Source organism: Natronomonas salina, from assembly GCF_013391105.1.
Lineage (GTDB): Archaea > Halobacteriota > Halobacteria > Halobacteriales > Haloarculaceae > Natronomonas > Natronomonas salina.
The window spans coordinates 3025587-3049006 of record NZ_CP058335.1 but is presented as its reverse complement, the minus strand read 5'-3'; the positions used below and the strand labels follow the sequence as shown (position 1 = coordinate 3049006).

Here is a 23420-nt window from a genome sequence, read left to right as displayed (position 1 = left end):
GGTCGGTTACGTGTGTCATAATACGTATAATTACGCGCGTCGGATCCGGCGCTCCCTCGGGCGATTCGCGTCGTCCGGAGCCGGCCGACGGTCGCGACCCTCCGGCAAGACGGTCCTAGCGGGCGTGTCAGCGGGCCTCACAGCCCCCGATTGTTTCCGATGGAAACGCCGCTCACGTCGTGCGATTATCCGGAAGCTAATTCCACTTTCACCTCGGTCTGGACAGCATTATAGGAATCCCGGCGAATCACTCTGGTCGTACGCGTACGGGCACACGCATCACGCCGGAGGGGAGAACCAACCAGTGCCCCTGGACTGTATCGGAAAGTCGACAAAACGACCCCACGAATGCCGAAGGGTTAAGAGGATTGCACAACAGGAACTCGTCGTTATAGATGACCCACGCCACCCATCTCGCTAGCCGAGGTATCGCCCAGAGAACAGACGTACACGCGCGGAGGGCCGAGTGATGTCGGGCGCGGACCCCTCCGCGGACGAGATCACGCTCCCGATCAAACGGACCGAGGGGGAGACCCTGGAGGACCGCCTCACCGGCAACGCCTACCACAACATCCTGCCGGCCCGGTACCTCCGCAAGGACGCCGACGGCGAACTCATCGAGGAGCAGGAGGACCTCTTCGACCGCGTCGCGAAGAACATCGCCCTCGCCGAGGCCGTCTTCGAGGCCGAGAAGCGCGACGTCGAGGTGACTGTCACCCCCGACCTTCTCAAGCCCGACCACCCGCGCCGCGACGAACTCGCCGAGGAGGTCTTCGGGAAGGGCGTGACGGCCGACGCCGACGCCGAGACGACCCTCTCGGTCTACAACGTCAACAAGTTCGCCTACGACACGCTCGTCGACGAGCTCCCCGACGAGATCCGCGAGCACGTCGAGTCGACCGCCGACGAGTTCCAGGAGCTGATGGAGCGGCTCTCCTTCATGCCGAACTCGCCGACGCTGATGAACGCCGGCGACGAACTCCAGCAGCTCTCCGCCTGCTTCGTCGACTCCCCCGAGGACGACATCGACGACATCCACCAGACCGCCAAGGAGGCCGCCCAGGTGTTCCAGAGCGGCGGCGGGATGGGCTACGCCTTCTGGCGGCTCCGGCCCTACGGCGACGCCGTCGGCTCTACCGGCGGCATCGCCAGCGGCCCGATCACCTTCATGCGGACCTACGACCAGATGTGCGAGACCATCGCGCAGGGCGGCGCCCGCCGCGGCGCCCAGATGGGCGTCATGCGCGTCTCCCACCCCGACGTCATCCAGTTCCTCCACGCGAAGAACAAGGACGTCTCGCTGGCGGAGACCCTCCGGCTGAACGACCCCGACGACTTCACGCACAACTCCTTCGCGGACGCCCTCGAGGAGGCCCGCGGCCTCATCGACGACGAGGGCCGCGTCCCCGAGCACCTCCGGAACGCCGTCGAGGGGCACCTCTCTAACTTCAACATCTCCGTCGGCATCACCGACGACTTCATGGACGCCGTGAAGAACGGCGAGGAGTTCACCTTCACCAACCCGCGCACGGGCGAGGCCCACGTCGCGACGCCCGAGACGAAGGAACTGTACGACATGTTCGGCCTCGGCGAGCACGTCGAGGTCGGCGAGGAGCTCTCCGTCCCCGCCGAGAAGCTCTGGGACCACATCGTCGAGGGCGCCCACGAGAACGGCGAACCCGGCGTCATCTACCTCGAGCGCGTCAACAAGGAGCACTCCTTCGACGTCGAGGAGCACCCCGACCACCGCATCCTCGCGACGAACCCCTGCGGCGAGCAGCCCCTCGAGGAGTACGAGGCCTGCAACCTCGGGCACATCAACCTCTCGACGCTGGTCGCCGAGGACGCCCCCGACTGGCGCGTCTGGCAGGACCGCCACGCCGACGAGTACGACTCGACGGAGGCGGCCATCGAGGCCTTCCTCGAGGAGGGTATCGACTGGGCGGAGTTCGACCGCCGCATCGAACTCGGCACGCGCTTCCTAGAGAACGTCGTGACGATGTCGGACTTCCCGGTCCCGAAGATCGAACAGAAGGTCCGGGAGATGCGGAAGATCGGCCTCGGCGTGATGGGGCTGGCTCAGCTGTACATCCAGCTCGGCATGGAGTACGGCAGCGACTCCTCCAACGAGGTCGCCCGCCAGCTGATGAAGCACATCAACCACGGCTCGAAGTGGGCCTCCCACGAGCTCGCCGAGGAGCGCGGCGCCTTCGAGGAGTGGGACAACAGCAAGTACGCCGACCCCACCGAGTACCGCGAGTGGTTCGAGCACCAGACCGGCCTCGACGCCGACGAGTGGGCCGACGGCTTCCCGATCCGCAACCACAACACGACGACCATCGCGCCGACCGGCACCACCTCGATGGTCGGGAACACCACCGGCGGCTGCGAGCCCATCTACAACGTAGCTTACTACAAGAACGTCTCCGACGACGTCCAGGGCGACGAGATGCTCGTCGAGTTCGACGACTACTTCCTCCGCGTCCTGGAGGAGAACGACATCGACGTCGACGCCGTCAAGGAGGAGGCCCAAGAGCAGATGGCGAACAACGAGTTCGACGGCGTCACCGGGCTGACGACGGTCCCGGACGCGGTCGGCGAGCTGTTCGTGACGACGGGCGCCCTCTCCGCGAAGGAGCACGCCGGCGTCCAGGTCGCCTGCCAGGCGGGCGTCGACTCCGCCATCTCGAAGACGGTCAACGCGCCGAACGACTCCACCGTCGAGGACGCCAAGGAGGTCTTCGAGTACATCTACGAGCACGGCGGCAAGGGCGTCACCTACTACCGCGACGGCACCCGCTCGAAGCAGGTGCTCACCACGCGCGCGAAGAACGCCGAGTTCGCCGACGAGGACGAGGCCGCCGAGGCCATCGTCGCCCAGATCGAGGAGATCTTCGGCGGCATCGAGGGCTTCCTCGACAGCGAGGAGGTCGAGGCCGCCCTCGGGGAGGACCTCGAGGGGCTCCTCGACGTCGAGGTCGACCTCGGGAAGAAGCGGCCCCGCCCCGACGTGCTGCACGGCGTGACCCAGCGCATCGACACCGGCTACGGGAAGCTCTACGTCAACATCAACGAGGACCCCGAGACGGGTCGGCCGTTCGAGCTGTTCGCCAACATCGGCAACTCCGGCGGCTTCACCGCCAGCTTCACCGAGGCGCTGGCGAAGACCATCTCGACGGCGCTGCGCTCGGGCGTCGACCCCGAGGAGATCGCCGAGGAGCTGCAGGGCATCCGGTCGCCGAAGGTCGCCTGGGACAAGGGCGAGCAGATCAACTCCATCCCGGACGCCGTCGGCACCGCGATGCGGCGGTACCTCGACGGCGACGTCGACAAGGCCTACCCCCAGCAGCAGAACCTCACCGAGATCGCCGAGGAGGAGGGCACCGACGACGACGAGGCGACGCGGCGCGACGCCTCCGCTCCTGAGACAGACGGCGGCGCGGTGTCCGCTTCAGGCTCGTCGGCTGCCTCGCCGAACGACGACGCGGCCGGCGCCGACGACGCCACGCAGTCGCTCATCGAGTCCGGGGAGTCCCCCGAGTGCCCGGAGTGCTCCAGCATGACGCTGTACTACTCCGAGGGCTGCAAGACCTGCGAGTCCTGCGGCTGGTCGGAGTGCTGAGCTAGCGCGGCGAGTTCCTCGCGACGGAGCCTTTTTCACGCGGTCGCACGCGTCTCCACTATGACCGACGAGCAGGGCGGTCGACCCTGCCCGATGTGCGGCGCCCAGCTGTTCAAGCGCCACTGCAAGTACGTCTGTCCGCAGCACGGAGTCGTGGTCGATTGCAGCGACCCCTTCCTTTTCTGACAATTACTGCGCGCCGGCGCGCGTCTCGGCCAGCCGCCGGTAGGCCGGCCCCGACAGCGCGAGCAGCACCGCGAGCGCGACGGTCGTGACGAGCAACAGCGGGTCGCCGGTGAGCCCGACGGTGGTCAACTGCCCCATCGAGGCGCCCAGCAGGACGGTCGCGACGACCCAGGGGCCCTCTCCCATGGCAGTGCCGACGACGTAGGGGCGCAGCGGGACGCCCGCGAGCCCGGCGGCGTAGGAGACGGGGTCGGTCGGGAGCGGGGCGAGGCGAACGGCGATCACCCCGCGGAGGTCGCCGGTGGTCTTCCGGACCAGCGCGCCGGCGTCGCCGACGCGGGCCAGCAGGCCGGCGTCGTGGCCGAAGTAGCGGGCGGTCGCGTAGGCCGGCAGCGTCGTCACCACCGCGCCGGCCAGCGCGACGGGGACGGCGACGGGACCGTAGACGTAGCCCAGCAGGATGGAGAGCGCGCTGATGGGCCAGGCGAGCAGTGGGCGGACGAGGTAGACGAGGAGGAGCGCGACCGCCAGGAGCGCGGGCCGCCGGGCCAGCGTCTCGGCGTGCTCGAACAGCGCCGACGGCGAGGTGGCGAGGGCGGCGGCGCCGGCGACGGCGGCGACGGCGCCGATGCCGGCGAGCTGGCGGGCGGTCGCGCGGTTCACGTCTACGGCGAGTCCGCCGTCCGGCAAACCTCTTGTGGTGCGGTTACCCGGTGACTTTTAGCTGACCGGCGCCCTGACGCCGGTGTGGACGAGGCCGACCCCGGCGACGACGCAGTCGAACTCGGCGTGCAGCTGCTGGCCCGACTCGAGCACGCGGAGCTGCCGCTGCCGGAGGTGATCGACCGGATCGAGACGGTGACCGCCCACCCGGAAACGACGCGGGCCATCCTCGAGGAGGCGGAGAAGCGGGGCCACATCACCCGCGAGGGGGACACGGTGAAGCCGAACGGCGGGCAGTTCCTCAGCTTCGAGAGCGAGGTCGTCTCCCGGGAGGGGGAGTTCGACTGCCGGCGCTGCGGCGCCTCCATCTCGACGGGCTACTTCATGAAGCTGGAGGCCGGCGAGCACGGACCGTTCGGTTCGTCGTGCATCCGGAAGGTCACGGGCCGCGAGTAGGACGAGAAGGGCGGGGGAGCGGAGCTATCGGCCGCGGCGGAGTTCCTCGACGAGCTGCTCGATGGTCTCCTGCTGGGCCTCGATGAGTTCGGTCTGGTGGTCGACGCGTTCGGCGAGGGCGTCGACGCGTTCGGCGAGCGCCTCGACGTCGGTCCCGGCGGCGCCGTCGGCGTCGGTACCGACGCTCGAGACGTCGGGCACCGAGGCGGTGCCGCCGGCCGCCGCCGGTTCCCCGTCGGCGGTGGCGGCGTCCGCGACCGCGTCGCCGGTCGGGCTCTCCGTTTCGGCGGTCGCGGACCCGGCGTCGCCCATCCGCGCGTCGTCCCTGTTCATGTCCTGGTCGGCCGGCGGCGACCAGTCGGCGGAGACGAGCCCGTCTTCCGCGTCGTCGCTCCCGGTTGCGTCGTCGTCCGCGTCGACCTCCGTTCCGCCGTCGTCGACCCCCGGTTCCGGGTCGCTCTCGGTCTCGCCTTCGGCGTCCGTCGGTTCGTCGGTCCCGTCGTCGTTCTCGGCGTCCTCGTCGACGTCCTCTTCGGCGACGGCGGCGCGGAGGCCGCCGAGCGAGGAGACGCCGTGGAACTCGAAGACGGCGCTCTGGACCTCCTGGCGGACGCGGCCGGCGTGGTCGTTCGGTACCTTCACGCGCTGCTGTCGGCCGTCCATCTCGACGACGACCTGGGTCGCGACGCTGCCCTCCTCGAAGTCGAGGCCGTCGAGGTCCGCGTAGTGGTAGGCCTCGAACTCGTCGTCCCAGACCGCGCTGCCGATGTGCTTGAGGAGCTGTCGGTCGGTGACGACGAGCGTGAGTTCGCTGAAGCGGAACTGCGCCTCGACGGTCTCCTCGTCGTCGACGACGCCGGCCGTCCGGAGGATGCCCTCGAGCATCGCCGCGACGACCTCGTCGACGACGGAGGCGGGGAGGGTGAGGGAGGTCTCGTCGTCGAGGTTCTGCAACCGCAGCGTGGTCTTCCGGCGGCCGTGGTCGATCGCGAACCGCTCGACGTCGTGGGCGTAGGTCTCGACGGACTCGTCGGAGAGCAGCCCCTCCGAGCGGTAGAGGTGCGTCCGGGTGGGCGTGACCGCGACGACGTCGCCCCCGCCGAGGTCGACCGTCGCGGCGACCGTCTCGCCCCCGACGGTCTCGACGAGCAGTTCCGGGAGTTCGTCCATGGGTTGGTGTACCCGCAGGCCGGCTTAAAACCGCCGCCCGTGTAAGCTTCTGTGTCGGCGCCACGGAACCGCCCGACGCGGATAGGAAGGTTGAAGGGTGCGAGCGGGCAAGCGGAAAACGAGCCCGGGTGGCTTAGCTGGACATAGCGCCGCACTCATAGGGTTACGAGGCGGCAACCGCGATGTCCCGAGGCGTTGCCTGCGCCTCGTTCCTGGGACATGCGGAGATCGAGGGTTCGGAGCCCTCCCCGGGCACTACATTTTCGAGCGTCGCCCCATCGAGAGTCGCCACGCCGACCACCGCTCAGACGAACCGCCGGAGCACGAGCAGCGCGAACAGCATCCCCAGGATCGTCAGCGAGGCGGTCGCGACGATCCAGATGTGGCTCTCGGCGGCCGCGGTCGCGAAGGGTTCCGGGAGGACGGTCGGCGCCAGGAACGCCACCGTCGCCAGGAGGGTCGCCACCACGCAGACGACGAAGATCAGCCCGTACAGCGACTCCTGGAGCAGCCGGCCCATGGGAGCCGATTGGGGGCACCCCCCATGAGCGTTCGGGTGGAGACGTAACGCCCTTCGCCGTCCCGGCCGGCGTCCCGGTATGGAGTCGTTCCGATTCGACGTCGAATTGCCGGTGCGGTACCGCGACCTCGACACGCTCGGCCACGTCAACAATGCCGTCTACGGGACCTACCTCGAGCAGGCGCGGGTCCGCTACTTCGACCGCGCCCTCGACCTGCCGTTCGAGGCCCGCGAGATGGTGCTGGCCCACGTCGACCTGGACTTCCGGCGGCCGATCACCCTCGAGGACGGGTCCGTCCGCGTCGCCTGCGGCGTCACCGACCTCGGGACCTCGAGCATCGAGATGGCCTACCGGGTGGACGCCGGCGAGTCGTCGGAACCGGCCGCGACGGGCGAGTCGGTGCAGGTGGCCTGGGGCGGGGAGGGGTCGTGTCCGCTCCCCGAGGAGTGGCGCGAACAGATACGGGCGTTCGAGCCGACGCTCTAGCGGCGTCGGTGCCGACACGCTCTTGCGGTCCGAAGCCCCGTCTCCGACCGTGCCGTCAGACGACCCGACGGTCGTCCACACCCTCGCGGTGACGACCGACGACGTGGTGACCGCCCTCGAGGCCAACGAGCGCCGCGAGGCGGGCGCGGTCCTCCGGGTGACGCCGCCGTTCGGCGGCCGGATGCGCGCGCGACTGCACCTCGCGGGCGCCGAGAGCGACTACGACTCCCCGGAGCCGCTGCACGTCCCGCCGGAGCGACTGGTCGAGTCCGCACCGCCGCTGCCGACGCCCGACGACACCGAGGACGCGCTCCGCTCGGACCCGTCGCTGACGTACTCGCCGGAGCGCCACCGACAGCGGCACGAGCGGGCCGTGGAGGCCTGGCGGACCGCGGTCGCCGGCGCCATCGTCGAGGCGGCGACCGTCGAGACGCCGGCGGGGCCGATCGAGGTCGCGGTGACGACGCTGGGGTGACCGACAGCCGATCTCCGACCAGTCGCAAGGAAACCAATCAGAAGTGGTAATGAAAGTTCTAACCGCCTCTCGTCGCTTCGTGAAAGGTCCATCTGGCTCGATATGGCGTCGTAAAACGTGCCGAAACGACCCGAATGCTCGACCGGTTATTAGTGGTTACCAGTTGTTGGGGTAATCGTAATGAGTCCCTCCACGTCGACCAACGACCACGGCGTCGTCACGACCGAGCGCTCGACGGTGCCGGAGCCCCTGAAGGCGGGAGCCTTCTGGGCCGCCGTGATCCTCCCGTTCTGCTCGCTCGCGCTGCTGTACAACGGGCTGGACACGGGCGTCGACTACGTCACGCTCGCGTCGTTGCTGGTCGGGAACGTCGTCGCCCTCGTCGTCGGTCACGACTACGGACAGTAGCGACTCCCGCCCACCACGGGTCGATCGTCCCCCGCCCTCTCACCCCTTCGCTACCCTCTTCTCGTCTCTCCGCCTTTCCCGCTCCGATTCGTTATCGCCGGGCAGCCAGTTCCTCGCGGATAGCCCGTCGCTTGACGAGTGCGAACCCCGCCAGGATGACGAGGAAGCCGGCGACCGTCGGCGCGTCGATGACCTCGTCGAGGAAGAGGAAGCCCGCCAGGGCCGCGAACACCGGCGCGACGTAGGAGACGAGGTTGATCTCGATCGGACCGAGCCGGTCCAGCAGGTCGAAGTACACGAGGAACCCGGCGGCGCTGGCGACGACGGCGAGGTAGACGAGCGCGAGCGTCGCCTCCAGCGGCGGCAGACCGCTGACGGACTCCTCCAGGCCGACGCTGAGCGCGTGCATGAGGGCGGCGCCGCCGACCATCGACCACGCCTCCATCGTCTCGATGGGGAGGTCGGTCTCCAGGCGCCGGGCGAGGACGCTCCCGAAGGCGAAGCAGAGCGCGGCGCCGAAGACGAGCGCCTCGAACCGGGAGCCGACGAGGTTCGAGGGGTCCGGCCGAGAGAGGACGGCCACGCCGACGAGGCCGAGGACCATCCCGACGATGCCGAGGACGGAGAGTCGCTCCTCGGGGAGGAACGCCCTGGCGAAGGCGGTCGTCAGCACCGGCGACAGCGAGACGATGACCGCGGCGGCCGCGCTGGTGGTGCCGCGCTCGCCGACGAACAGCAGCGCGTGGTAGCCGGCGATGAGGAAGACGGCGCCGACGGCGACGAGCGCCCACTCCTCGCGGCCGCGCGGTCGCCAGCGGTCGGTGACCCAGGCCGCGTAGCCGAGCATCAACACCCCCGCGACGTCGTACCTGACGGCGGCGAACAGCACCGGCGCGTCGTAGAAGTACGCGGGCGACTCGGGGGTGCCCAGTCCGGCCTTGATGGCCATGAAAGCCGATCCCCACGCCGCGGCGAGAGCGCAGAACAACACGAGGTTCCGGTAGCGCACGGCGACACCGCGCACCGGGGCCGCCTGAACCTTTCGAACTTCGGGTGGTCGTCGTCAGGTCGGCCGACGGCGGACGACCAGCGCCACGACGACCGCGCCGAGGAGGAGCCCCAGCGCGGCCAGGAGCGGTTCGTCGCTCTCGACGCCGACGACGAGCATGGCGAACGGGCCGAGGACCGCGACCGCGAGGCCGAGGAACGTCAGCCCGCTCGTGACGGTGGTCTGCCACCTCGATCGGTCGCCCTTTCCGGAGGCCATCTCAGGCGTTCCGCTCGGCCTCCAGGGCCGCCAGCAGGTCCTGGCGGGCGACGATGCCCATGAGCGCGTTGGCCTCGTCGACGACCGGGAGACGGTTGATGTCGCGCTCCTCGTCGGCGAGCAGCGCGAGGAGTTCGTCGATGGAGGCCTTCGGCCCGACGGTGACGACGTCGTCGGTCATCACCTCGCTGATCGGGCGGCCGGCGTTCCGGGCGAAGTCCAGCCCCAGGTCCAGTTCGTCCCAGGAGACGTCGATGGCGTAGGTGAGCGACTCCAGGAACGGCGGGAAGCCGACCGGGATCCACAGCGTCCGGTCCTCGGCCTGGAAGAGGTCGACGAGGTCCCCCTGGGTGACGATGCCGACGACGATGCCGTCCTCGGTGACCGGGAACCCCTCGAAGTCGACGCCGGCCAGTCGGGAGAGCACCTCGCTCACGTCGTCGTCCGGCGAGACGGTCTCGACGTCGCGGGTCATGATGTCGCGTGCGGTGACCATGCCGGCGGCTTCTCGCGCCGGGGAGGTATTCGTTCGGGTCGAAGGATTAGTCCCATCTAATCTTTTGCTTAGATGCGAATCACTATAAGGTTCGACGCTAGTATGTCCGGTAATGAGCGAACCTCCCGCGTCGCGACCGGGCCTCACCCGGCGCGACCTCCTGACCGCCGTCGGCGGCGCCGGTACCGCCGGCCTCGCCGGCTGCCTCGACGGCGGGTCGGCCGGCGCCGAGGCGAGCGGCCCGGTAGCGGTCGCCTCCTTCTTCACCTTCTACGACTTCGCGCGGCGCATCGCCGAGGACACGCCGATCACCGTGCGGAACCTCGTGCCCACCGGGCTGCACGGCCACGGCTGGGAGCCCGACCCCTCCATCACCCGGGCGATCATCGACGCCGACGCGTTCATCCACGTCGGGCCGGACTTCCAGCCGTGGGCCGACCGGGCCATCGAGACCGTCAAGGACGACCGGGCCGAGACCGACCTGGTCAACGTCCGGGAGGGCGTCGACCTCCTGCCGCTGGCCGACAGCCTCGACGAGGACGAGGAGGCCGTCGACGCCGGCCGCGACCCCCACTTCTGGCTCGACCCCCGGCGCGCCAAGCAGTCCGTCGACAACCTCGTGGCGGGCCTCGAGGCGGTCGCCCCCGACCACGCCGACGCGCTCGCCGAGAACGGCGCCGACCTGCGGGCCGAACTCGACGCCATCGACGACGAGTGGCGCGACCTGTTCGACGCCGCCGAGCGGGACGTCGCCTTCCTGGCCGCGCACAACGCCTTCCAGTACGTCGGCGACCGCTACGGCGCGACCGTCGAACCGCTGGTGACGAACCTCGCGGCCTCCAACGACGTCCGGCCGGCCGACGTCCGCCGCGCCCGCGAGACCATCGAGGCCAACGACATCCGGTACATCGGCGCCGCGGTGTTCGAGCCGCGACGACCGGCTCGCCAGCTGCTCGCGGACACCGACGTCGAGGCCTACTACCCGGTCACGCCGTACGCCGGCACGACCGAGGCCTGGGTCGAGCGTGGCTGGGGCTACGCCGAGATCGCACGGAACATCAACATGGAGACGTTCCGGGTCGTGCTCGGGGCCGCCGCGCCCGGGGAGACGACGCTGGGCGAGGAGTGGCGGAACTTCGAATGACGGGGGACTCGCCGCTCGTCGCCGTCGAGGACGCCACGTTCGGGTACGCCGCCGCGCCGGTCGTCGAGGGGGTCTCCTTCGCCGTCGAACCGGGCGAGTACGTCGGCATCGTCGGCCCCAACGGTTCGGGCAAGAGCACGCTCCTGAAGCTCCTCCTCGGGCTGCTGGAGCCCGATCGGGGGGCCGTCGAGCTGTTCGGCGCGCCCGCCCGGGCCTTCGAGGGCCGCGAACGCGTCGGCTACGTCGCCCAGGACGTCACCGAGAACACGAAGGAGATGCCGATCACCGTCGCCGAGGTCGTCCTGATGGGTCGGTTCCCCCACGCCGGCTTCGGCCGCATCGGCGGCGAGGACCGCCGGCTCGCCCGGGAGGCGCTCCGGACGGTCGGCATCGAGCACCTCGCGGACCGCCAGGTGACGAAGCTCTCCGGCGGCCAGCGCCAGCGGGCGTACATCGCCCGCGCCCTGGCCGCGGAGGCCGAACTCCTCGTCCTCGACGAGCCGACCGTCGGCGTCGACGCCGAGTCCGTCGAGGCATTCTTCGAGTTGCTCGGCGAGCTCAACGACGACGGCATGACGATCCTGCTCGTCGAGCACGACATCGGCGCGGTGCTCGACCACGCCTCGCGGGTGCTCTGTCTGAACCGCGAGCTCTACTTCGACGGGGAACCGGCGGCGTTCGTCGAGACCGACGCCCTGGAGCGGGCGTACGGAACGACGCTTCGGCCCGGCGCGGAGGTGACGCGATGACCGCCGCGGCGTCCGCGACGGCGCCGCCCGGGCAGGTGGCCGGCACCGGCTGGCTGCTCGACCGCTGGAGCGACCTGCTGGCGCTGCTCGGCGACGCCCTCGGGATCGGCATGCTCGAGTACTCGTTCATGCACCGGGCGCTCCTCGTCGGCATCCTCATCGGCGTGATGGCGCCGCTCATCGGGACGTTCCTCGTCCACCGGCAGCTCGCGCTCATCGGCGACGCCCTGGCCCACACCGCCTTCGCCGGCGTCGCCGTCGGCCTGTTCGTCAACGCCGTCTTCGACGTCGGGGTGTCGCCGTACGTCTCCGCCGTCGTCGTCGCGATGCTCGCCGCCCTCTGCATCGAGCTCATCTCGGAGGTGACCGACGCCTACAACGACGTCTCGATGGCCATCGTCCTCTCGACGGGGTTCGCCCTCGGGGCGGTCCTCATCAGCCTCAACGCCGGCGGCCTCGCGGTCGGCGTCAACCAGTACCTCTTCGGGAACCTCTCGACGGTCTCCCGGGAGAACGCCACCATCCTGCTGGTGCTGTTCGCCGTCATCGTCGGCGTCGTCGCGGTCACGTACAAGCAACTGCTCTACGTCACCTTCGACGAGACGGCCGCCCGCGTCGCCGGCATCAACGTCCCCTGGTACAACCGCGTGATGGCGATGCTGACGGCGATGGTCGTCGTCGGCGCCATGCAGATCATGGGTGTCATCCTCGTCGCGGCGATGCTCGTCGTCCCCGTCGCCGGCGCCGCCCAGCTGGCCCGCGGGTTCAAGGGCGCACTGCTGGCCTCGGTCGTCCTCGCGGAACTGGCGGTCCTCGTCGGCATCACCCTCTCCTACCAGTACGAGACGACGGCGGGCGGGACCATCGTCCTCGTCGCCGTCGGCATCTATATAGTCGCGGTGCTGGCGGGGAAAGTCCGGACCCGCCGGGAGCGGCCAGCCGCCGGAGAGCGGCCAGATTGAGCCCTGACCTGCCCGTGGATTTATATATGGAGCGGGACGAAAGGCGCGTATGGCCGCGTACTGCCGGCCGGTCCTTCGGAACCTGTTCGACGACTCACCCACCCCGCACATCGCGCACCCGCCGCGCACCCATCGTCGTGACTTCTACCTCGCGACCGACGGGTCCTATCGCGCCGACGGCGACGGCGGACTGGGGGTCGTCATCGAGACGCGAGACGGCGAGCGCGTCGCCCGGCTCTCCGTCCCCGACGCGGTGCCGGACAACAACGTCGCCGAGTACCGGGCGCTACACCTCGGCCTCGACGTGCTGGCCGCTCGCGCGCCCACCGGCGCCCGCGTCGGCGTCCTCATCGACCACGACGACCTCGCGGCGAACGTCAACCGCGCGATGCTCGCCACGCAGGGCCCCGACGCCCGCCCGCCGCACCCCTTCCGCGTGCCCGGGTCGACCGCCCACCACTGGCGGGGGATTCGCGCCCGCGTCGCCGGCTTCGGCGAACTCCGGGCCGCCCGCATCGACAGCGGCGACAACCCCGCCCACCCACTCGCGAACTCGCCGGACCAGTACGCCCACGTGAACCGCGAACCCGACCGCTGCGTCCTTCCCCGGGACGACGAGCGCTGGCGCGCACCCGACGACGACCGCTACCCGCCGCCGTCTCGCGCCAACCGCAGCCGCTCGAACAGCCTGGCCGGCGGCGAGCCCGCCAGCGACTGACGTCCTCCTCTTCTCGTACCTTCCTGAGGCCACTTCGCTCCGATCCTCGATCGTTCGAGCGCTTCGTGTCCCGGATCACTCGAAGACTGATTTGACGGATTCGTCGGGTTTCGCTCTCGGAGGATTTGATAGCTCGATTCAGTAAGCCTGGAATCTCGGATACGATCAGCGACCCACTTCGACGACGAGAGTGAGGTCGGTCTCTGCGTCGGGTCCGACCGCCCGGACGTCGAAACCCACCGCCAGTAATACGGCTTCGTCGGCCCGTTCCTGGAGGACGACTCCGCCGTCTGTTTCGCAATCGCCGAACCGCTTGCCGGGACCGCTGTCGCAGTTCTCTCCCGCCCACTCCGTCGCAGCCGTCTGGTTGTACGAGACGTCGTAGACGATTCCCGACTCGAGACGCGAGGACTCGAGCGTCCCGACGTCGTTCCCGATGGCCGCCCGGACGGCTTCGGCCATCCGGTCCCGCTCGTCCCACCCGTAGTCGCCGGCCGTCGCCGCCGTCGCATTATGGACCGACCGGTCGAGGAACGCGACGGCCTCGTCCCCGGCGACGGCCGGCGAGTCGTCCTGTACGTCCGGGTGGTAGCCCAGCTGGAGGTAGGCGAGGAGGATCGGCGTGAGCGCGATGGCGATGACCGCCGCCGCGGTCATCGAAGGCGCTCTCGATGTCGACGACCCCGACCTTCCTGATACGAGACTCGCATCCTTCTATTCACGATACGGAGGAGACTCCCAGCCACTGAAAGCGTCCATTCCTCCCAGCCATCACAAGGCTGTAGTCTTCTATCGTCAGTCGATAGAGCGTTACACTATCCTCCGTCATGCTGACCTGTCGTTTCGAGGAAAGCTGGTCGTTGACCTTCCCCACGAATATCCGCCACATCCCTCTCCCCTCTTTGAACGTGTATCGAGGCTTACGCGATGTCTCGACGCACAATCTGAGAACATCATCGGCAAGCTGCCGGCTGGTCGTGAAATAGATCTGATGGTCGTTTCCGTCACCGTCGAGTAGCACCTGCAGCAGCAGCTCCTGTTGTTCGGTATCGAGATTCCAGACGAACTCCGGGAGGCACTTTTCTCGACAGCCTTCGCCGCACATATCCGTGAGCAACCGAGCGTAGAGATTCGATGAGAACGCGAAGGACCCTTTCGAGGCATGGACACTGATTCCTAGCCGCTCGAACAGCTGCTCGATCCGATCTCGGTACTCCGGAATCTTCTGCGAGATAGAGATAGAGGCAGAATCGCTGTTGACCTTCTCTGTGATACTCCCCTCCGTGACGTACCAGCCGATGAATCGGATGAAGTCATCTCCGTCGAACCGATACGGTCGTCGCCAGTGGCCTTTCTTGTCCCTGATTCGAACGTCGGTTCCCAGCGATTCCAGGGTTTCCTGATATTGTTTGAAGGTGGCAGCATCGAAGTGATAGCCGGTGAAGCCATTTCGACCCACAGGAACGCATCCCTCGGGTAGTGACGCTCTGAAACTGTGCCCGTGGCAGTCGACCTCGACGCAGGCCTGAAACTCGTCGACGAACTCGGTCACATCGACCTGCTCGAGGGATGGCCTCGATAGTGACCGCCACTCGTTGACGAGTCGGTATTTTCCGAGTTCGTCGAGGTCACCAGCGCGCTGCAGCCGGAGCCGCTCTATCGCGTCAGTCCGATATGGAATTGGCTGCTCAGGATGGAGAAGCCAATCGATCCGGCGAGCGTTCGCGTGAACGAGCGGGCCATCGTACTCGACCCGTTCGATTCCCGTTACTGGTTTCCGCTTTAGTATTCTCGTAGCTGGATTGAGCGCATAAACCTCGTCTCCCACCTCGAGGCCGGCGGCTGCGATCGGTCCATCTGTCGTCAGTACCTGGGTTCGTTCAGTGAGGCCGCCATCCGCAATGTCGACCGCTGCTGTGTCTTCATTCATACGGGCCACCCGTCGGCCCGTCGATAAACCCTACAGCGCGGAAGCAGCGGTCAATCGTCCAGCGCTTTGGTAGTGGGTTGCTCCTGGCCGGACCCTGTGATTGCGTCCTCGGTTACTTCGTTCTCGATGACCTCAGTCTCCCTTGGCAGTGCCCGGACCTCCATCCCACGCCATTCACCGTCGACGCCGAGCAGCGCCTGCGAGTAGCCTTTGTCGTCACTCCCCGGGATTGCGTCCTGCACAAACTGCTTCTGGGCAGGGTTGAGGCCGAAGACGTCCGCGGTGTCGTCGTTCATCCCATCGAGTTTGTGGAACTGCTTGATGGCACACTGATCGAGGATGATCTTCGAGACGTCGTGCTGGAAGAACTCGTCGACCGTCTGGGTGACCAGCCGGATCGAAAGGTCGTGGTGGCGATGGTGTCTGAAGATCGTCTCCAGGTACTCCAGCGTCGCCGCGTCCTTCATGAGATAGCGTGCCTCGTCGATGACGAACACCACCTCCTTGTCCGTCTCCTTGGCCCGCTCGTAGACCAGTGAAATGAGCAACTCCATGATGAGGCTCGTGTGGCCGCCGATGGAGCCGCCGCGCTGCTGGAGGTCGAGGTAGACGACTTTCTCGTCCCGGATATCGAATTCGCTGTGCCGCCCGAGATTCTCCAGTTGGCCACCTTCAGCGAACGGCCTGAGTTGATTGAGCAACCACACCGCGTCCGTCTCAATCTTTTCACTTTCCGCCTCGACCCGGACGACGTACTCGCCGGGGTCGTTGCTCATCTCTTCGAGGATGTTCAAGACATCGCGAACGGTCGGACTCTCCCGGTCATGCGTCGACAGGTCCTCGGTGATCCCGTTCCGTTCGTAGGCCTCGTCAATCGCCAACTCGAGGGTGGTGCGGCGGTCGCCGAGGTCGACGTCGCGGTGGGCGAAGAAGTTCGCAAAGAAGCTCACTGCGCGGTTGCGACGTTCCCGCAGGGGGCTCGCGTCCTCGCCACGTTCCTGCAGGACATGTTCGGGCGTGGGTTTGATTTCCAGTGGGTTCAATCCGAGCGTCCCCCCGACAGTGATGCGCTGGCCACCGAGGGCGTCGGCGACGCCGGCCCAGTTGTTCAGCGGTTCGAGGATCACACCGATTCGGTCGGGGTCCTGTTCGATCGTGCGGATGAAGTTCTGCTTCGAGCCGAAGGACTTCCCCGAGCCTGGATCGCCCACGGTGAACATCGCATAGCCGTCCTCGCGGGCGAACGGGTCGATCACGAGGGGACTGCGCGTGTCCTTGTGCACGCCGAACTCCACTCCACCCTCCTCGAGAATCGACGCGTTATGCGGCGAGGCAAGTAGGGCACCGACAGCCCCACCAAGTGCAACAGCGGTTCTATCGAGTTTGCTTGGACCAATCGGGGCCGCCGATTGTACGGCGAGGTCCTGGGTACAGATGGCTGTCTTCGGTTCCAGTTGCGCCGGCTGTTCGCGGAGCGCGGCTCGCACCTTCTTCACCGATTGGCGGAGCTCGTCTCGCGTGTCAGCGCGGACCGTGACGACAAGTTCCTGATCGAAGACTCGCTGGCCGTTCTCGACGGCCTTGTACGTCTGTCTCGCCGTGTTCGCACGCTCCTGAAGATATGCGCTACGTACTGTCCGCTCCAGGTCAGCATCTGCCTGCAGGTCGTCGGCGACCCGCTGCAGTTCGTCACGGGCTCGCGCCTGGTTCTGCGGGACGACACGCGCCGTCACGTCGAACTCCACGTCGGTCAGTTCGAACAGTCCGCTGAGGTACCCGTCCTTTGGTGCGTCCGGGTACTCGGTGACGTAGAGCGTCGACGTCCACTGCTCGCCGACACGGGCAATCCGCGTCGCCCACTCGATCGCGGCCGGCGCCATCACGTCCTGCTGTCGTTCAGCCAGCTCGTCGAGCACCTGATACTCCACTTCGGCCGATTCGAGCGTCCCCTCGTCAAGTAACTCGTCCAAGCCTGGCTCGTCTCGGTTCCGTTCCCGGTACCATGAGACCAGGTTCGCCACGACGATTAGCAAGATGACGCTACCGACCCCATAGACGAGCAGTCCCTGCGTAGAGACGAGGGGTGGTAACGCCTCGATGAATTGCGGCCCCTGGAGTTGCAGCAGTTGCGTGTACCTCATCCGTCGACCACCTCCGAATCGTCACGCTCGGAGTTATCGAGCACTGGCTGTTCGCGAATGAGCCGCTCAGCTGTATTCTCACAGTACTCCTCGCCGTTCCAGAACTCGGTGTTCAGGACGAACAGTTCGACGGTATCCAGCCGGCGGGCCGACCAGCCGGGGACCTTCTCGACGAACTCGTTGCGCACGGTTCGAATCCGGTCGTCGAGCTTCTCGAACATCGCCACCCGGAGTTCGGCCTCCGAGTAGTCCTCGCGGCGAGTGACGAACGGGCTGAACAGCGGGCCGATTACAGGGAGTTGGGCGAGCTTCTCACCGGGTGTCCGTTCCTCCTCGTAGCGATGATAGACTGCCCTTCGGTCGACCTCGACGCCGAGATAGAAGTGGAACTGCCGAGTGCCGGCGAGGTCGACCGGTCGCTGCTCGAGATACTCATTGAGAAGTTCGCGAAACACGGGATTGGATTCGACGTCGGGATCATCGAATCGGCTGTCGAGTTGGGCGACCAATCGCTCGACCGGGAACGACTGCGTCGTCGCGTAGAACGTGAGCGGGAAGTCGAGTTCGTTGTTCGCGAACTCCTCGGCTTGCTCCTGGACGGTCTGCCAGTCCTCGGCCATCGCGAAGTCCATGTTCGCTGGCTCCAGTTCGATGAACGCCTCCATCGTGCCATCCGTCCGCTCGATCGCTCCCGCGCCGGGCCAGGCCCGCTCGACGTTGGTGAGTTCCTGGGTCGATTCATCGACGCTGAACGGGGTGTATTCGACCCAGCCGCCCTCGGTCGATGGATTGGGGTCATCGGCGCGATAGCTGTGCGTGACACGCGGCCGCTTGAACACGTATCGGCCGACGATGCGAAGCCACTCCCAGGCCGTCAGGTGCGGTGGCGCGGCATAGACGGTAGCTACGCCGAGTCCGAAACCCACGAATAGGAGGGTGACCGCGAGGACGCTGATGCCGGTACTGGCACCGATGAATAGTCCTGTGATGGGGAACCCAAGAAGGATGCCGACGTCACCCTCGCGGATGTTCACGATGGGGAGGCGCGTGTCCTCCCCGAGACGATTCATGATGCGTCGTGCTGCTGCGCTGTGTTCGTCTGCCATTAGTAGTATCCTGGATCGTTCTCTGAGCGCCGATACTCGGGGATGCCACCACTGCCACCGCCACCGTCATCGCTATCGCTTGTCTCCGCTGCCCGCTGTGTCTGCGCTCCAGAACCGTTCGGTTGGGCCTGTCTGGAGGCAAGCGCAGTCCCCGCCGCCGCAGTCGGTCCCCACCGCGCCCCGGCTGCGGCTGCGGTCGGCCCGGCCAGATAGCCGGCCGTCGCGACCGTCCCAGCCAGGATGGCACCACGTCCGGTGCCACCGATCGCTCTGGCTGCCAATGGCGCGGCGAATTTGAACGTCTTCCAGGTGACGTATAACGTGATGATCGGCAGCGAGATCACAACCAGATACTGGGCGAACTGCCCGCCGAGTTCGAGCTGATGCTCACCGGCGAACAGCAATTCGTAGCCACGGAAGAGGATCGCCGCCGGTAGGGGCAATGCGGCCAGTGGAATGAACTGGGCGATCAATCGCCGGGCGATGTTCGACAGCACCGGGACGTTCCCGTACGCGATGGCGATACCGAACGGCATGCCGTACAGATAGACGTACAGGAGCAACTCCCGGATGATGAACAACGCCTTCAGCGCGACCATCGCGAGCCCACCTAAACTAGCCATCACGAGGGTCAGCCCCGGGGTGCCCGCCGCCTGTGGTAGAAGCGATATGACCGAACTTCCGACTTGTTGCATATTTGGAATGAGGCCGATCGTAAGACCCTCGACAAAGTAGAGGGCGAGAACGCCTATCCAGTACCAGCTGATGGTAAGCAGAGCACCTACCCACGAAGCACGTCGTGCCTTTCGAGCTTCGTGCGCACTCCCGTAATTGAAGATCCTAATGAAGTGATGGCCTTGGACACAGAGAAAGAGTATGACCAATGCAAAAATCGTCGTTTCACCTGCGACAGTCGACTCATAGATTCCATGCCAAATACCATCCGACTCAGCGGGCTTCGTAAAGATTAGATCTAATCCTTGTCCGTTTGGGAGTGGCGTCGATAATGAGTTCTCCAGAAATTCTTCGTACCCTGTAGTAAGCTCCTCAGTGAACCACTCCGTGATCTTCTCTACGATGTCCTCGAACCATCTAATACCGAAATCAGAGAAGGGTACCTCAGGCATGATTCACCTCTCGAGACTTACATTACACGCATTCTGCGAGCCACTTGGAGAATAGCGGATTTCAACAGCTTCCTCCAATTCCCGCTTAGAAATGATAGGCTGAACTCGAATCTCTGCATCTATGAGATGAGAATCCGAATCGCAGTTGGATTCATAGTCTGCAAATGGCAGCGTCCAACTGATTAGCGTCGTTGCTTCGTCTTTAGGAACGACTTTTTGCTCATTCTCCTCAACGCCTGAGTTGCCATCAAAAATCCCCGAACCTTCTCTCTCAGTGTTACTATTGGGGAACTCCTTCGAGAATTCTAAGCGAGTTATTCCATCTGGCCCCGTTCCTTCGTTCTTAACCGTGACATAGACCTGTCTGTCCGGGAAATGTAGTCCCTCCGGCATCTCGTCGAGTCGATTCGCGCCGACACCGACGTCGACGATCTCTAACTCAGGGCGAATCGCCTGAGTCGTCTCGGCGAGTGTCTCGTCACCAGCAGCGGCGACGAGGCGGTACTCACCGGGCGCATATGGCATCGGGATGTCGAAGGTGACGCGAGATGCTCCTGTAGCCACGGACGTCTCAGCAAACGACTCACCAGCCGGGTCGATCACGGAGATCGTCTCTGCCTCGAGTGATGACTCGAATTCCGCGATGAGTTGTTGATTCTCGACCGTGGTCTTGGTGAAGCCGCCCGAACTGGTCGAGCTACTCTCCGAGCAGCCAGCCAGCAGCGTTGCTGCTCCGACGGTACTGAGGACATCACGTCGAGTGATTCTCGGCATCAGTATCGCCTCCATTCGAGCATCGAGCCGAGCTGCCGCCCGGCGTACCACATCACCAAGAACGGAGCTAACACGAGCCCCGCCCGGGTAAACAGTTCCAGCCACCCGCCGACCGACCCCAGTGCATGCCACCGCACCATCGCCGAGTCACCAGCGTAGACTGGGTAACTGTCGAGCCACGATGCAGGCTGGTATCGAGCCGTATAGACGCCTTGTTCGGTGAGGTGGACGACCGCCTCGCCGGTCGCGTTGGTCTTCACGCGCTGGCCGTCGATCTCGATGTAGCCCTCGCGTTCGAGATTCGCGATCGGTGCGATCCGGTCGTCATCGGCAAGGACAATCGGGTCACCCGATTCGGCCTCCCGGAGCGTCAACAGGACCGTGATTCCAGTCTCATTCTCGCTGACGATCTCCGTCGTGAGGTCACTCTCGCGTACCTCCCGGTTCTCCAGCGGGCCGAGGAGCTCGGCTTCGGTCCCGTGGACGATGCCGTGGACGGTCAGGTTCTCCGAAGCCACCGACCGGGACTCGACGGCCAGCCCGTAGGTCGGTTCGTACGATCCATTCACGACGTCGACAGTCACGTTCTCCGGCAACGCGCCCGCGGGTGAGCGCCGCTGTTCGCCCCACGTTCGAATGATCGTCGGTCCAGTGTACTCGGGTTTCGCGCGTGGTCCGAGCTTCGAGGGGTAGGCGTGAACGAAGACCGGCAGGACGTCCGAGTCGACCTGCCGTGAATCGGTGCTGTTGGACTCGACGAGGGTGTCCCATGCGGGATTGCGAGCGGTGAAGAACCGCCAGACGCCACGGATGCGCATCTCACCCGACTCGTCGAGGGTATAGCCCTGCCAGGGCTCCGTCTGGTAGATCGACACGCCGGTCTTGCTGTCCGGGTACTCGGCGTAGTGGACCGACGCCCGCAGGTCGTAGAGATCGACCGCGATGGTATCGCGGACCGTGAGCGTCTCGGTGAGGACGTCAGTGCCTGTCTCGTTCGCCGGAATCGTCCCGTTTGCAACGGTCGCGTCACCGCGAGATGCAGGGACGATCGTCACCGTGATTTCCGCTTCCAGCGTGAGGTTCGACGCACTCTCAGTAGTGTACTCGAGGGCGGGGCGGTGACCCCCCGTCCCGTTGGCGATCTCTTCGCCATCGGCGTACAGTCGCGTCTCGGTTACCTCGTGAGCGGCGACCTGCATCGAGTCGGAGAGCTGCATCGGATTTGCCGCCTCCGAGCCAGCGAGTCGATAGTCCACGAGTCCAAGGACCTCGCCCTCCGTCGGCACGTAGAAACGCTCGTCGCCAGGCGCGACGTGGGCCCGCGTCGACGGCGAGACGGCGAAGATCGTCGCGTGGGCCTCCTTGATGTAGGTCCCATTGGTCGTGTTCGCCGTCGGCGGATATCGCGAAGTACTCGCATCGCCTGGCTCGAACTCGCCGTGGGCGAAGTGGGTCCATCGGCTGGCCGTCGACGGCGGCTCGGTGAACGTCAGGTCCGTCCCGTTGGCGACCTGGTGGATCGTCGTCCGGTTCTCGCCGAACGATTCCTGATACTCGTCGTTCGAGACGTACGCCTCTGGAGGCTGGCGTGCCCACAGCGTCGCCTCCTCACTCTCTGAGAGAGAGCTGTTCGTCGTCCCGGGTCTGGGTGGGTCGCCGCTGGCCACGGTCGTCGCCGAGGCGACGAGCAGCAGCGCGAAACTCAGTGTGAGTCCGACCTGTCGCATCGCCTTAGAACGGAATGAGATCGACACACTGCGCGACGGGCAACTGCATCAGCTGCCCAGCGATCGTGAACAGTGGGCCGAGCAAGACCAGAACGGTCGCGGACTTCACCGCACCGCGCTTGTGCTGTTTGAGCGTCCGCTTCTGCTCTGGATTCATCGTGAACATCTGGGCGAGTTCGTCGGCCTGCCAGACGACGAGCAGGCCCATCAACCCCAGCGCGGTCGTCAACTGGATGAAGCCCTCGATCATGCTCGGGAGCGTCCCAGACTCCCCAGAACAGACGGGATTGGAGGCCTGGGCGGCGACCGGCTGGGCTGCGAGGAGTCCCACCAATAGGGTCACCAGAGTCAGCCATATGCTGATTCGAGCGACGCCAGTAACGGCGTGCCCCGAACCGATGAACGGGATGTTACTGCGACCTGCAGGAGAATCGTCCCTACAGACTCGGGACTGCCACTTTGCAACGAGTTTCGACATACTCTACCGGCAGCCTTGCAGCAAGAAAGTAATAATCGGGGCAGGTAGCACCCAAACGATGTCTGTAACGTTATCGTTATATCAACGAGTTGCCATCTAATTTCGAGTGTTTGTGGTTACTTAAACTGGATGCAAAGCCTGCGAAAACGTGACATCGAAACGGAAGGTCCGTGAATTCAACCCCTCATCGCCGCGCGACCGGACAGCAATCCTCGAGGTCTTGGCGACGCATCGCCTCCGAGCCACACACCGTACAGCGGTAGTACACGGCGCCGGTCGGCCGACCATGCTTGTCGATTTCCTGAAGCGGACCATCAACGCGCCGCTCAGTATCGGCGTCGTCGACGTTCAGATCGAGGTCAGCACCGCCATCTGCGACAGGTCGATCAGGAAGCCGACCATCCGGTGTCGGGACTGTTCGATTCCGAATCTCTATCTCGACTCGACGAATGTGTTTGCAACGCTCGATCGACCGCTGGCGGAAATCCGGACAGGAACACTCCTCGGTAGCGATATCGACGCGGTAGGTGTTTCCCGATTCACTTCGAACGGTGTAGATACCACCTGACTTCCGCAGGGCCACCCGCATGTCCTCGCTATGAGCTCGTTCCGTCCGTGGGTCGAGCGTCGATTCGTCGTTATCACTCGGTATCTCATCAGACATGATACGTTCGAGGCCAGGCCTTCAGAGGCCAGCGCCCACCCGACGGGCGCCAGATAAACCCCATCGTAACGTCCGGGGGCACCTTCAGCGAGTGCTTCCGTCGTCCGGGTTATTTCGACGATTCGAAGAAAGTCGAGTAGGTAGCCAGCA

The 23420-nt window shown here is 65.9% G+C and carries 26 protein-coding genes and 1 tRNA gene; 12 read left to right on the top strand and 15 right to left on the bottom strand.

Features of this window, described 5'->3' with window-relative positions; genetic code table 11:
• Nucleotides 1-469: 469 nt before the first annotated feature.
• A complete protein-coding gene (locus tag HWV07_RS15745) occupies nucleotides 470-3622 on the top strand; it encodes an adenosylcobalamin-dependent ribonucleoside-diphosphate reductase (RefSeq protein WP_178335225.1) in 3153 nt (1050 codons plus the stop codon).
• 60 nt (nucleotides 3623-3682) lie between these two features.
• Entirely contained in the window at nucleotides 3683-3808 is a 126-nt protein-coding gene (locus tag HWV07_RS19970) for an HVO_2523 family zinc finger protein (protein WP_281362307.1), read from the top strand.
• A gap of 3 nt (nucleotides 3809-3811) precedes the next feature.
• Here HWV07_RS19970 and HWV07_RS15740 read toward each other — a convergent pair whose 3' ends face one another.
• Nucleotides 3812-4471, bottom strand: a complete 660-nt coding sequence (locus tag HWV07_RS15740; RefSeq protein WP_178335224.1) for a TVP38/TMEM64 family protein — start codon at nucleotides 4469-4471, stop codon at nucleotides 3812-3814.
• Nucleotides 4472-4555: 84 nt separating this feature from the next.
• On the opposite strand from HWV07_RS15740, the gene HWV07_RS15735 reads away from it, so the two are divergent.
• Nucleotides 4556-4927, top strand: coding sequence for a DUF5830 family protein (locus HWV07_RS15735; protein ID WP_178335223.1), 372 nt, complete (start codon nucleotides 4556-4558; stop codon nucleotides 4925-4927).
• A gap of 24 nt (nucleotides 4928-4951) precedes the next feature.
• On the opposite strand, the gene HWV07_RS15730 is transcribed toward HWV07_RS15735, so the two are convergent.
• Complete coding sequence (locus tag HWV07_RS15730) at nucleotides 4952-6097, bottom strand: DUF7115 domain-containing protein (protein ID WP_178335222.1); 1146 nt, start codon at nucleotides 6095-6097, stop codon at nucleotides 4952-4954.
• A gap of 122 nt (nucleotides 6098-6219) precedes the next feature.
• Here HWV07_RS15730 and HWV07_RS15725 point away from each other — a divergent pair.
• Nucleotides 6220-6352 (top strand) — tRNA-Met (locus tag HWV07_RS15725).
• A gap of 49 nt (nucleotides 6353-6401) precedes the next feature.
• On the opposite strand, the gene HWV07_RS15720 is transcribed toward HWV07_RS15725, so the two are convergent.
• Nucleotides 6402-6617 carry a hypothetical protein gene (locus HWV07_RS15720; RefSeq protein ID WP_178335221.1) on the bottom strand — a complete coding sequence of 72 codons (216 nt, stop codon included), beginning with the start codon at nucleotides 6615-6617 and terminating at the stop codon, nucleotides 6402-6404.
• A 79-nt stretch (nucleotides 6618-6696) separates the two neighbouring features.
• Here HWV07_RS15720 and HWV07_RS15715 point away from each other — a divergent pair, with 79 nt between their 5' ends.
• From HWV07_RS15715 to HWV07_RS15705, 3 genes are all read left to right on the top strand, one after another.
• Nucleotides 6697-7104 (top strand): acyl-CoA thioesterase, encoded by a 408-nt coding sequence (locus HWV07_RS15715; protein WP_178335220.1) that lies wholly within the window; start codon nucleotides 6697-6699, stop codon nucleotides 7102-7104.
• Nucleotides 7105-7153: 49 nt separating this feature from the next.
• Complete coding sequence (locus tag HWV07_RS15710) at nucleotides 7154-7579, top strand: DUF8009 family protein (protein WP_178335219.1); 426 nt, start codon at nucleotides 7154-7156, stop codon at nucleotides 7577-7579.
• Between the two features lie 180 nt (nucleotides 7580-7759).
• On the top strand, nucleotides 7760-7987 hold the full coding sequence (locus HWV07_RS15705) for a DUF8028 family protein (protein WP_178332318.1): 228 nt from the start codon (nucleotides 7760-7762) through the stop codon (nucleotides 7985-7987).
• Between the two features lie 91 nt (nucleotides 7988-8078).
• Here the strand turns inward: HWV07_RS15705 and HWV07_RS15700 are convergent, their stop codons facing one another.
• The 3 genes from HWV07_RS15700 to HWV07_RS15690 all read right to left on the bottom strand — a co-directional run bounded on the left by HWV07_RS15700 (nucleotide 8079) and on the right by HWV07_RS15690 (nucleotide 9750).
• Nucleotides 8079-8936, bottom strand: a complete 858-nt coding sequence (locus HWV07_RS15700; RefSeq protein WP_425487810.1) for a DMT family transporter — start codon at nucleotides 8934-8936, stop codon at nucleotides 8079-8081.
• A 114-nt stretch (nucleotides 8937-9050) separates the two neighbouring features.
• Nucleotides 9051-9254, bottom strand: coding sequence for a hypothetical protein (locus HWV07_RS15695; protein WP_178335217.1), 204 nt, complete (start codon nucleotides 9252-9254; stop codon nucleotides 9051-9053).
• Between the two features lies 1 nt (nucleotide 9255).
• Nucleotides 9256-9750 carry a CBS domain-containing protein gene (locus HWV07_RS15690; RefSeq protein WP_178335216.1) on the bottom strand — a complete coding sequence of 165 codons (495 nt, stop codon included), beginning with the start codon at nucleotides 9748-9750 and terminating at the stop codon, nucleotides 9256-9258.
• A 112-nt stretch (nucleotides 9751-9862) separates the two neighbouring features.
• Here HWV07_RS15690 and HWV07_RS15685 point away from each other — a divergent pair, with 112 nt between their 5' ends.
• Genes HWV07_RS15685 through HWV07_RS15670 form a run of 4 tightly spaced genes read left to right on the top strand, consistent with a single transcriptional unit; the run spans nucleotide 9863 to nucleotide 13323 of the window.
• Nucleotides 9863-10894 (top strand): metal ABC transporter substrate-binding protein, encoded by a 1032-nt coding sequence (locus HWV07_RS15685; RefSeq protein ID WP_178335215.1) that lies wholly within the window; start codon nucleotides 9863-9865, stop codon nucleotides 10892-10894.
• Nucleotides 10891-11643 (top strand): metal ABC transporter ATP-binding protein, encoded by a 753-nt coding sequence (locus tag HWV07_RS15680; protein WP_178335214.1) that lies wholly within the window; start codon nucleotides 10891-10893, stop codon nucleotides 11641-11643. Before HWV07_RS15685 ends, HWV07_RS15680 begins: the two co-directional genes overlap by 4 nt.
• On the top strand, nucleotides 11640-12605 hold the full coding sequence (locus HWV07_RS15675; RefSeq protein WP_178335213.1) for a metal ABC transporter permease: 966 nt from the start codon (nucleotides 11640-11642) through the stop codon (nucleotides 12603-12605). Before HWV07_RS15680 ends, HWV07_RS15675 begins: the two co-directional genes overlap by 4 nt.
• 49 nt (nucleotides 12606-12654) lie before the next feature.
• Complete coding sequence (locus HWV07_RS15670) at nucleotides 12655-13323, top strand: ribonuclease H family protein (protein WP_178335212.1); 669 nt, start codon at nucleotides 12655-12657, stop codon at nucleotides 13321-13323.
• A 165-nt stretch (nucleotides 13324-13488) separates the two neighbouring features.
• Here the strand turns inward: HWV07_RS15670 and HWV07_RS15665 are convergent, their stop codons facing one another.
• The 9 genes from HWV07_RS15665 to HWV07_RS20215 form a co-directional block, all read right to left on the bottom strand.
• Nucleotides 13489-13980 (bottom strand): DUF7261 family protein, encoded by a 492-nt coding sequence (locus tag HWV07_RS15665; protein WP_178335211.1) that lies wholly within the window; start codon nucleotides 13978-13980, stop codon nucleotides 13489-13491.
• 61 nt (nucleotides 13981-14041) lie between these two features.
• On the bottom strand, nucleotides 14042-15253 hold the full coding sequence (locus HWV07_RS15660; RefSeq protein ID WP_178335210.1) for an LAGLIDADG family homing endonuclease: 1212 nt from the start codon (nucleotides 15251-15253) through the stop codon (nucleotides 14042-14044).
• Nucleotides 15254-15303: 50 nt separating this feature from the next.
• The gene (locus HWV07_RS15655) at nucleotides 15304-17394 is read right to left on the bottom strand and encodes a VirB4 family type IV secretion system protein (protein WP_178335209.1); all 2091 of its coding nucleotides are present in this window, start codon (nucleotides 17392-17394) and stop codon (nucleotides 15304-15306) included.
• The gene (locus HWV07_RS15650; RefSeq protein ID WP_178335208.1) at nucleotides 17391-18500 is read right to left on the bottom strand and encodes a TraC-like domain-containing protein; all 1110 of its coding nucleotides are present in this window, start codon (nucleotides 18498-18500) and stop codon (nucleotides 17391-17393) included. The genes HWV07_RS15655 and HWV07_RS15650 overlap by 4 nt, the downstream gene beginning before the upstream one ends.
• Complete coding sequence (locus HWV07_RS19835; RefSeq protein WP_178335207.1) at nucleotides 18500-19627, bottom strand: TrbL/VirB6 family protein; 1128 nt, start codon at nucleotides 19625-19627, stop codon at nucleotides 18500-18502. Before HWV07_RS19835 ends, HWV07_RS15650 begins: the two co-directional genes overlap by 1 nt.
• 3 nt (nucleotides 19628-19630) lie before the next feature.
• Nucleotides 19631-20416, bottom strand: a complete 786-nt coding sequence (locus tag HWV07_RS15640; RefSeq protein ID WP_178335206.1) for a hypothetical protein — start codon at nucleotides 20414-20416, stop codon at nucleotides 19631-19633.
• Complete coding sequence (locus tag HWV07_RS15635; protein ID WP_178335205.1) at nucleotides 20401-22128, bottom strand: DUF8186 domain-containing protein; 1728 nt, start codon at nucleotides 22126-22128, stop codon at nucleotides 20401-20403. The genes HWV07_RS15640 and HWV07_RS15635 overlap by 16 nt, the downstream gene beginning before the upstream one ends.
• A 4-nt stretch (nucleotides 22129-22132) precedes the next feature.
• A complete protein-coding gene (locus tag HWV07_RS15630) occupies nucleotides 22133-22492 on the bottom strand; it encodes a DUF7985 family protein (protein WP_425487809.1) in 360 nt (119 codons plus the stop codon).
• A gap of 298 nt (nucleotides 22493-22790) precedes the next feature.
• Nucleotides 22791-22904: a DUF8118 domain-containing protein gene (locus tag HWV07_RS20215; protein ID WP_484549450.1), complete on the bottom strand. Its 114-nt coding sequence runs from the start codon at nucleotides 22902-22904 to the stop codon at nucleotides 22791-22793.
• Between HWV07_RS20215 and HWV07_RS15625 the strand changes: the two genes are divergently transcribed.
• Nucleotides 22893-23174 carry a hypothetical protein gene (locus HWV07_RS15625; RefSeq protein WP_178335204.1) on the top strand — a complete coding sequence of 94 codons (282 nt, stop codon included), beginning with the start codon at nucleotides 22893-22895 and terminating at the stop codon, nucleotides 23172-23174. The two genes, HWV07_RS20215 and HWV07_RS15625, sit on opposite strands and share 12 nt — an antisense overlap.
• Nucleotides 23175-23420: the final 246 nt, after the last annotated feature.

What these genes read in the sequence shown, in the direction of transcription:
- HWV07_RS15745 (WP_178335225.1), top strand. Translation starts at nt 470, where the DNA reads ATGTCGGGCGCGGACCCCTCCGCGGACGAGATCACGCTCCCGATCAAA.
- HWV07_RS19970 (WP_281362307.1), top strand. Translation starts at nt 3,683, where the DNA reads ATGACCGACGAGCAGGGCGGTCGACCCTGCCCGATGTGCGGCGCCCAG.
- HWV07_RS15730 (WP_178335222.1), bottom strand. Translation starts at nt 6,097, where the DNA reads ATGGACGAACTCCCGGAACTGCTCGTCGAGACCGTCGGGGGCGAGACG.
- HWV07_RS15720 (WP_178335221.1), bottom strand. Translation starts at nt 6,617, where the DNA reads ATGGGCCGGCTGCTCCAGGAGTCGCTGTACGGGCTGATCTTCGTCGTC.
- HWV07_RS15715 (WP_178335220.1), top strand. Translation starts at nt 6,697, where the DNA reads ATGGAGTCGTTCCGATTCGACGTCGAATTGCCGGTGCGGTACCGCGAC.
- HWV07_RS15705 (WP_178332318.1), top strand. Translation starts at nt 7,760, where the DNA reads ATGAGTCCCTCCACGTCGACCAACGACCACGGCGTCGTCACGACCGAG.
- HWV07_RS15700 (WP_425487810.1), bottom strand. Translation starts at nt 8,936, where the DNA reads ATGGCCATCAAGGCCGGACTGGGCACCCCCGAGTCGCCCGCGTACTTC.
- HWV07_RS15695 (WP_178335217.1), bottom strand. Translation starts at nt 9,254, where the DNA reads ATGGCCTCCGGAAAGGGCGACCGATCGAGGTGGCAGACCACCGTCACG.
- HWV07_RS15690 (WP_178335216.1), bottom strand. Translation starts at nt 9,750, where the DNA reads ATGGTCACCGCACGCGACATCATGACCCGCGACGTCGAGACCGTCTCG.
- HWV07_RS15685 (WP_178335215.1), top strand. Translation starts at nt 9,863, where the DNA reads ATGAGCGAACCTCCCGCGTCGCGACCGGGCCTCACCCGGCGCGACCTC.
- HWV07_RS15680 (WP_178335214.1), top strand. Translation starts at nt 10,891, where the DNA reads ATGACGGGGGACTCGCCGCTCGTCGCCGTCGAGGACGCCACGTTCGGG.
- HWV07_RS15675 (WP_178335213.1), top strand. Translation starts at nt 11,640, where the DNA reads ATGACCGCCGCGGCGTCCGCGACGGCGCCGCCCGGGCAGGTGGCCGGC.
- HWV07_RS15670 (WP_178335212.1), top strand. Translation starts at nt 12,655, where the DNA reads ATGGCCGCGTACTGCCGGCCGGTCCTTCGGAACCTGTTCGACGACTCA.
- HWV07_RS15665 (WP_178335211.1), bottom strand. Translation starts at nt 13,980, where the DNA reads ATGACCGCGGCGGCGGTCATCGCCATCGCGCTCACGCCGATCCTCCTC.
- HWV07_RS15660 (WP_178335210.1), bottom strand. Translation starts at nt 15,253, where the DNA reads ATGAATGAAGACACAGCAGCGGTCGACATTGCGGATGGCGGCCTCACT.
- HWV07_RS15655 (WP_178335209.1), bottom strand. Translation starts at nt 17,394, where the DNA reads ATGAGGTACACGCAACTGCTGCAACTCCAGGGGCCGCAATTCATCGAG.
- HWV07_RS15650 (WP_178335208.1), bottom strand. Translation starts at nt 18,500, where the DNA reads ATGGCAGACGAACACAGCGCAGCAGCACGACGCATCATGAATCGTCTC.
- HWV07_RS19835 (WP_178335207.1), bottom strand. Translation starts at nt 19,627, where the DNA reads ATGCCTGAGGTACCCTTCTCTGATTTCGGTATTAGATGGTTCGAGGAC.
- HWV07_RS15640 (WP_178335206.1), bottom strand. Translation starts at nt 20,416, where the DNA reads ATGGAGGCGATACTGATGCCGAGAATCACTCGACGTGATGTCCTCAGT.
- HWV07_RS15635 (WP_178335205.1), bottom strand. Translation starts at nt 22,128, where the DNA reads ATGCGACAGGTCGGACTCACACTGAGTTTCGCGCTGCTGCTCGTCGCC.
- HWV07_RS15625 (WP_178335204.1), top strand. Translation starts at nt 22,893, where the DNA reads ATGCTTGTCGATTTCCTGAAGCGGACCATCAACGCGCCGCTCAGTATC.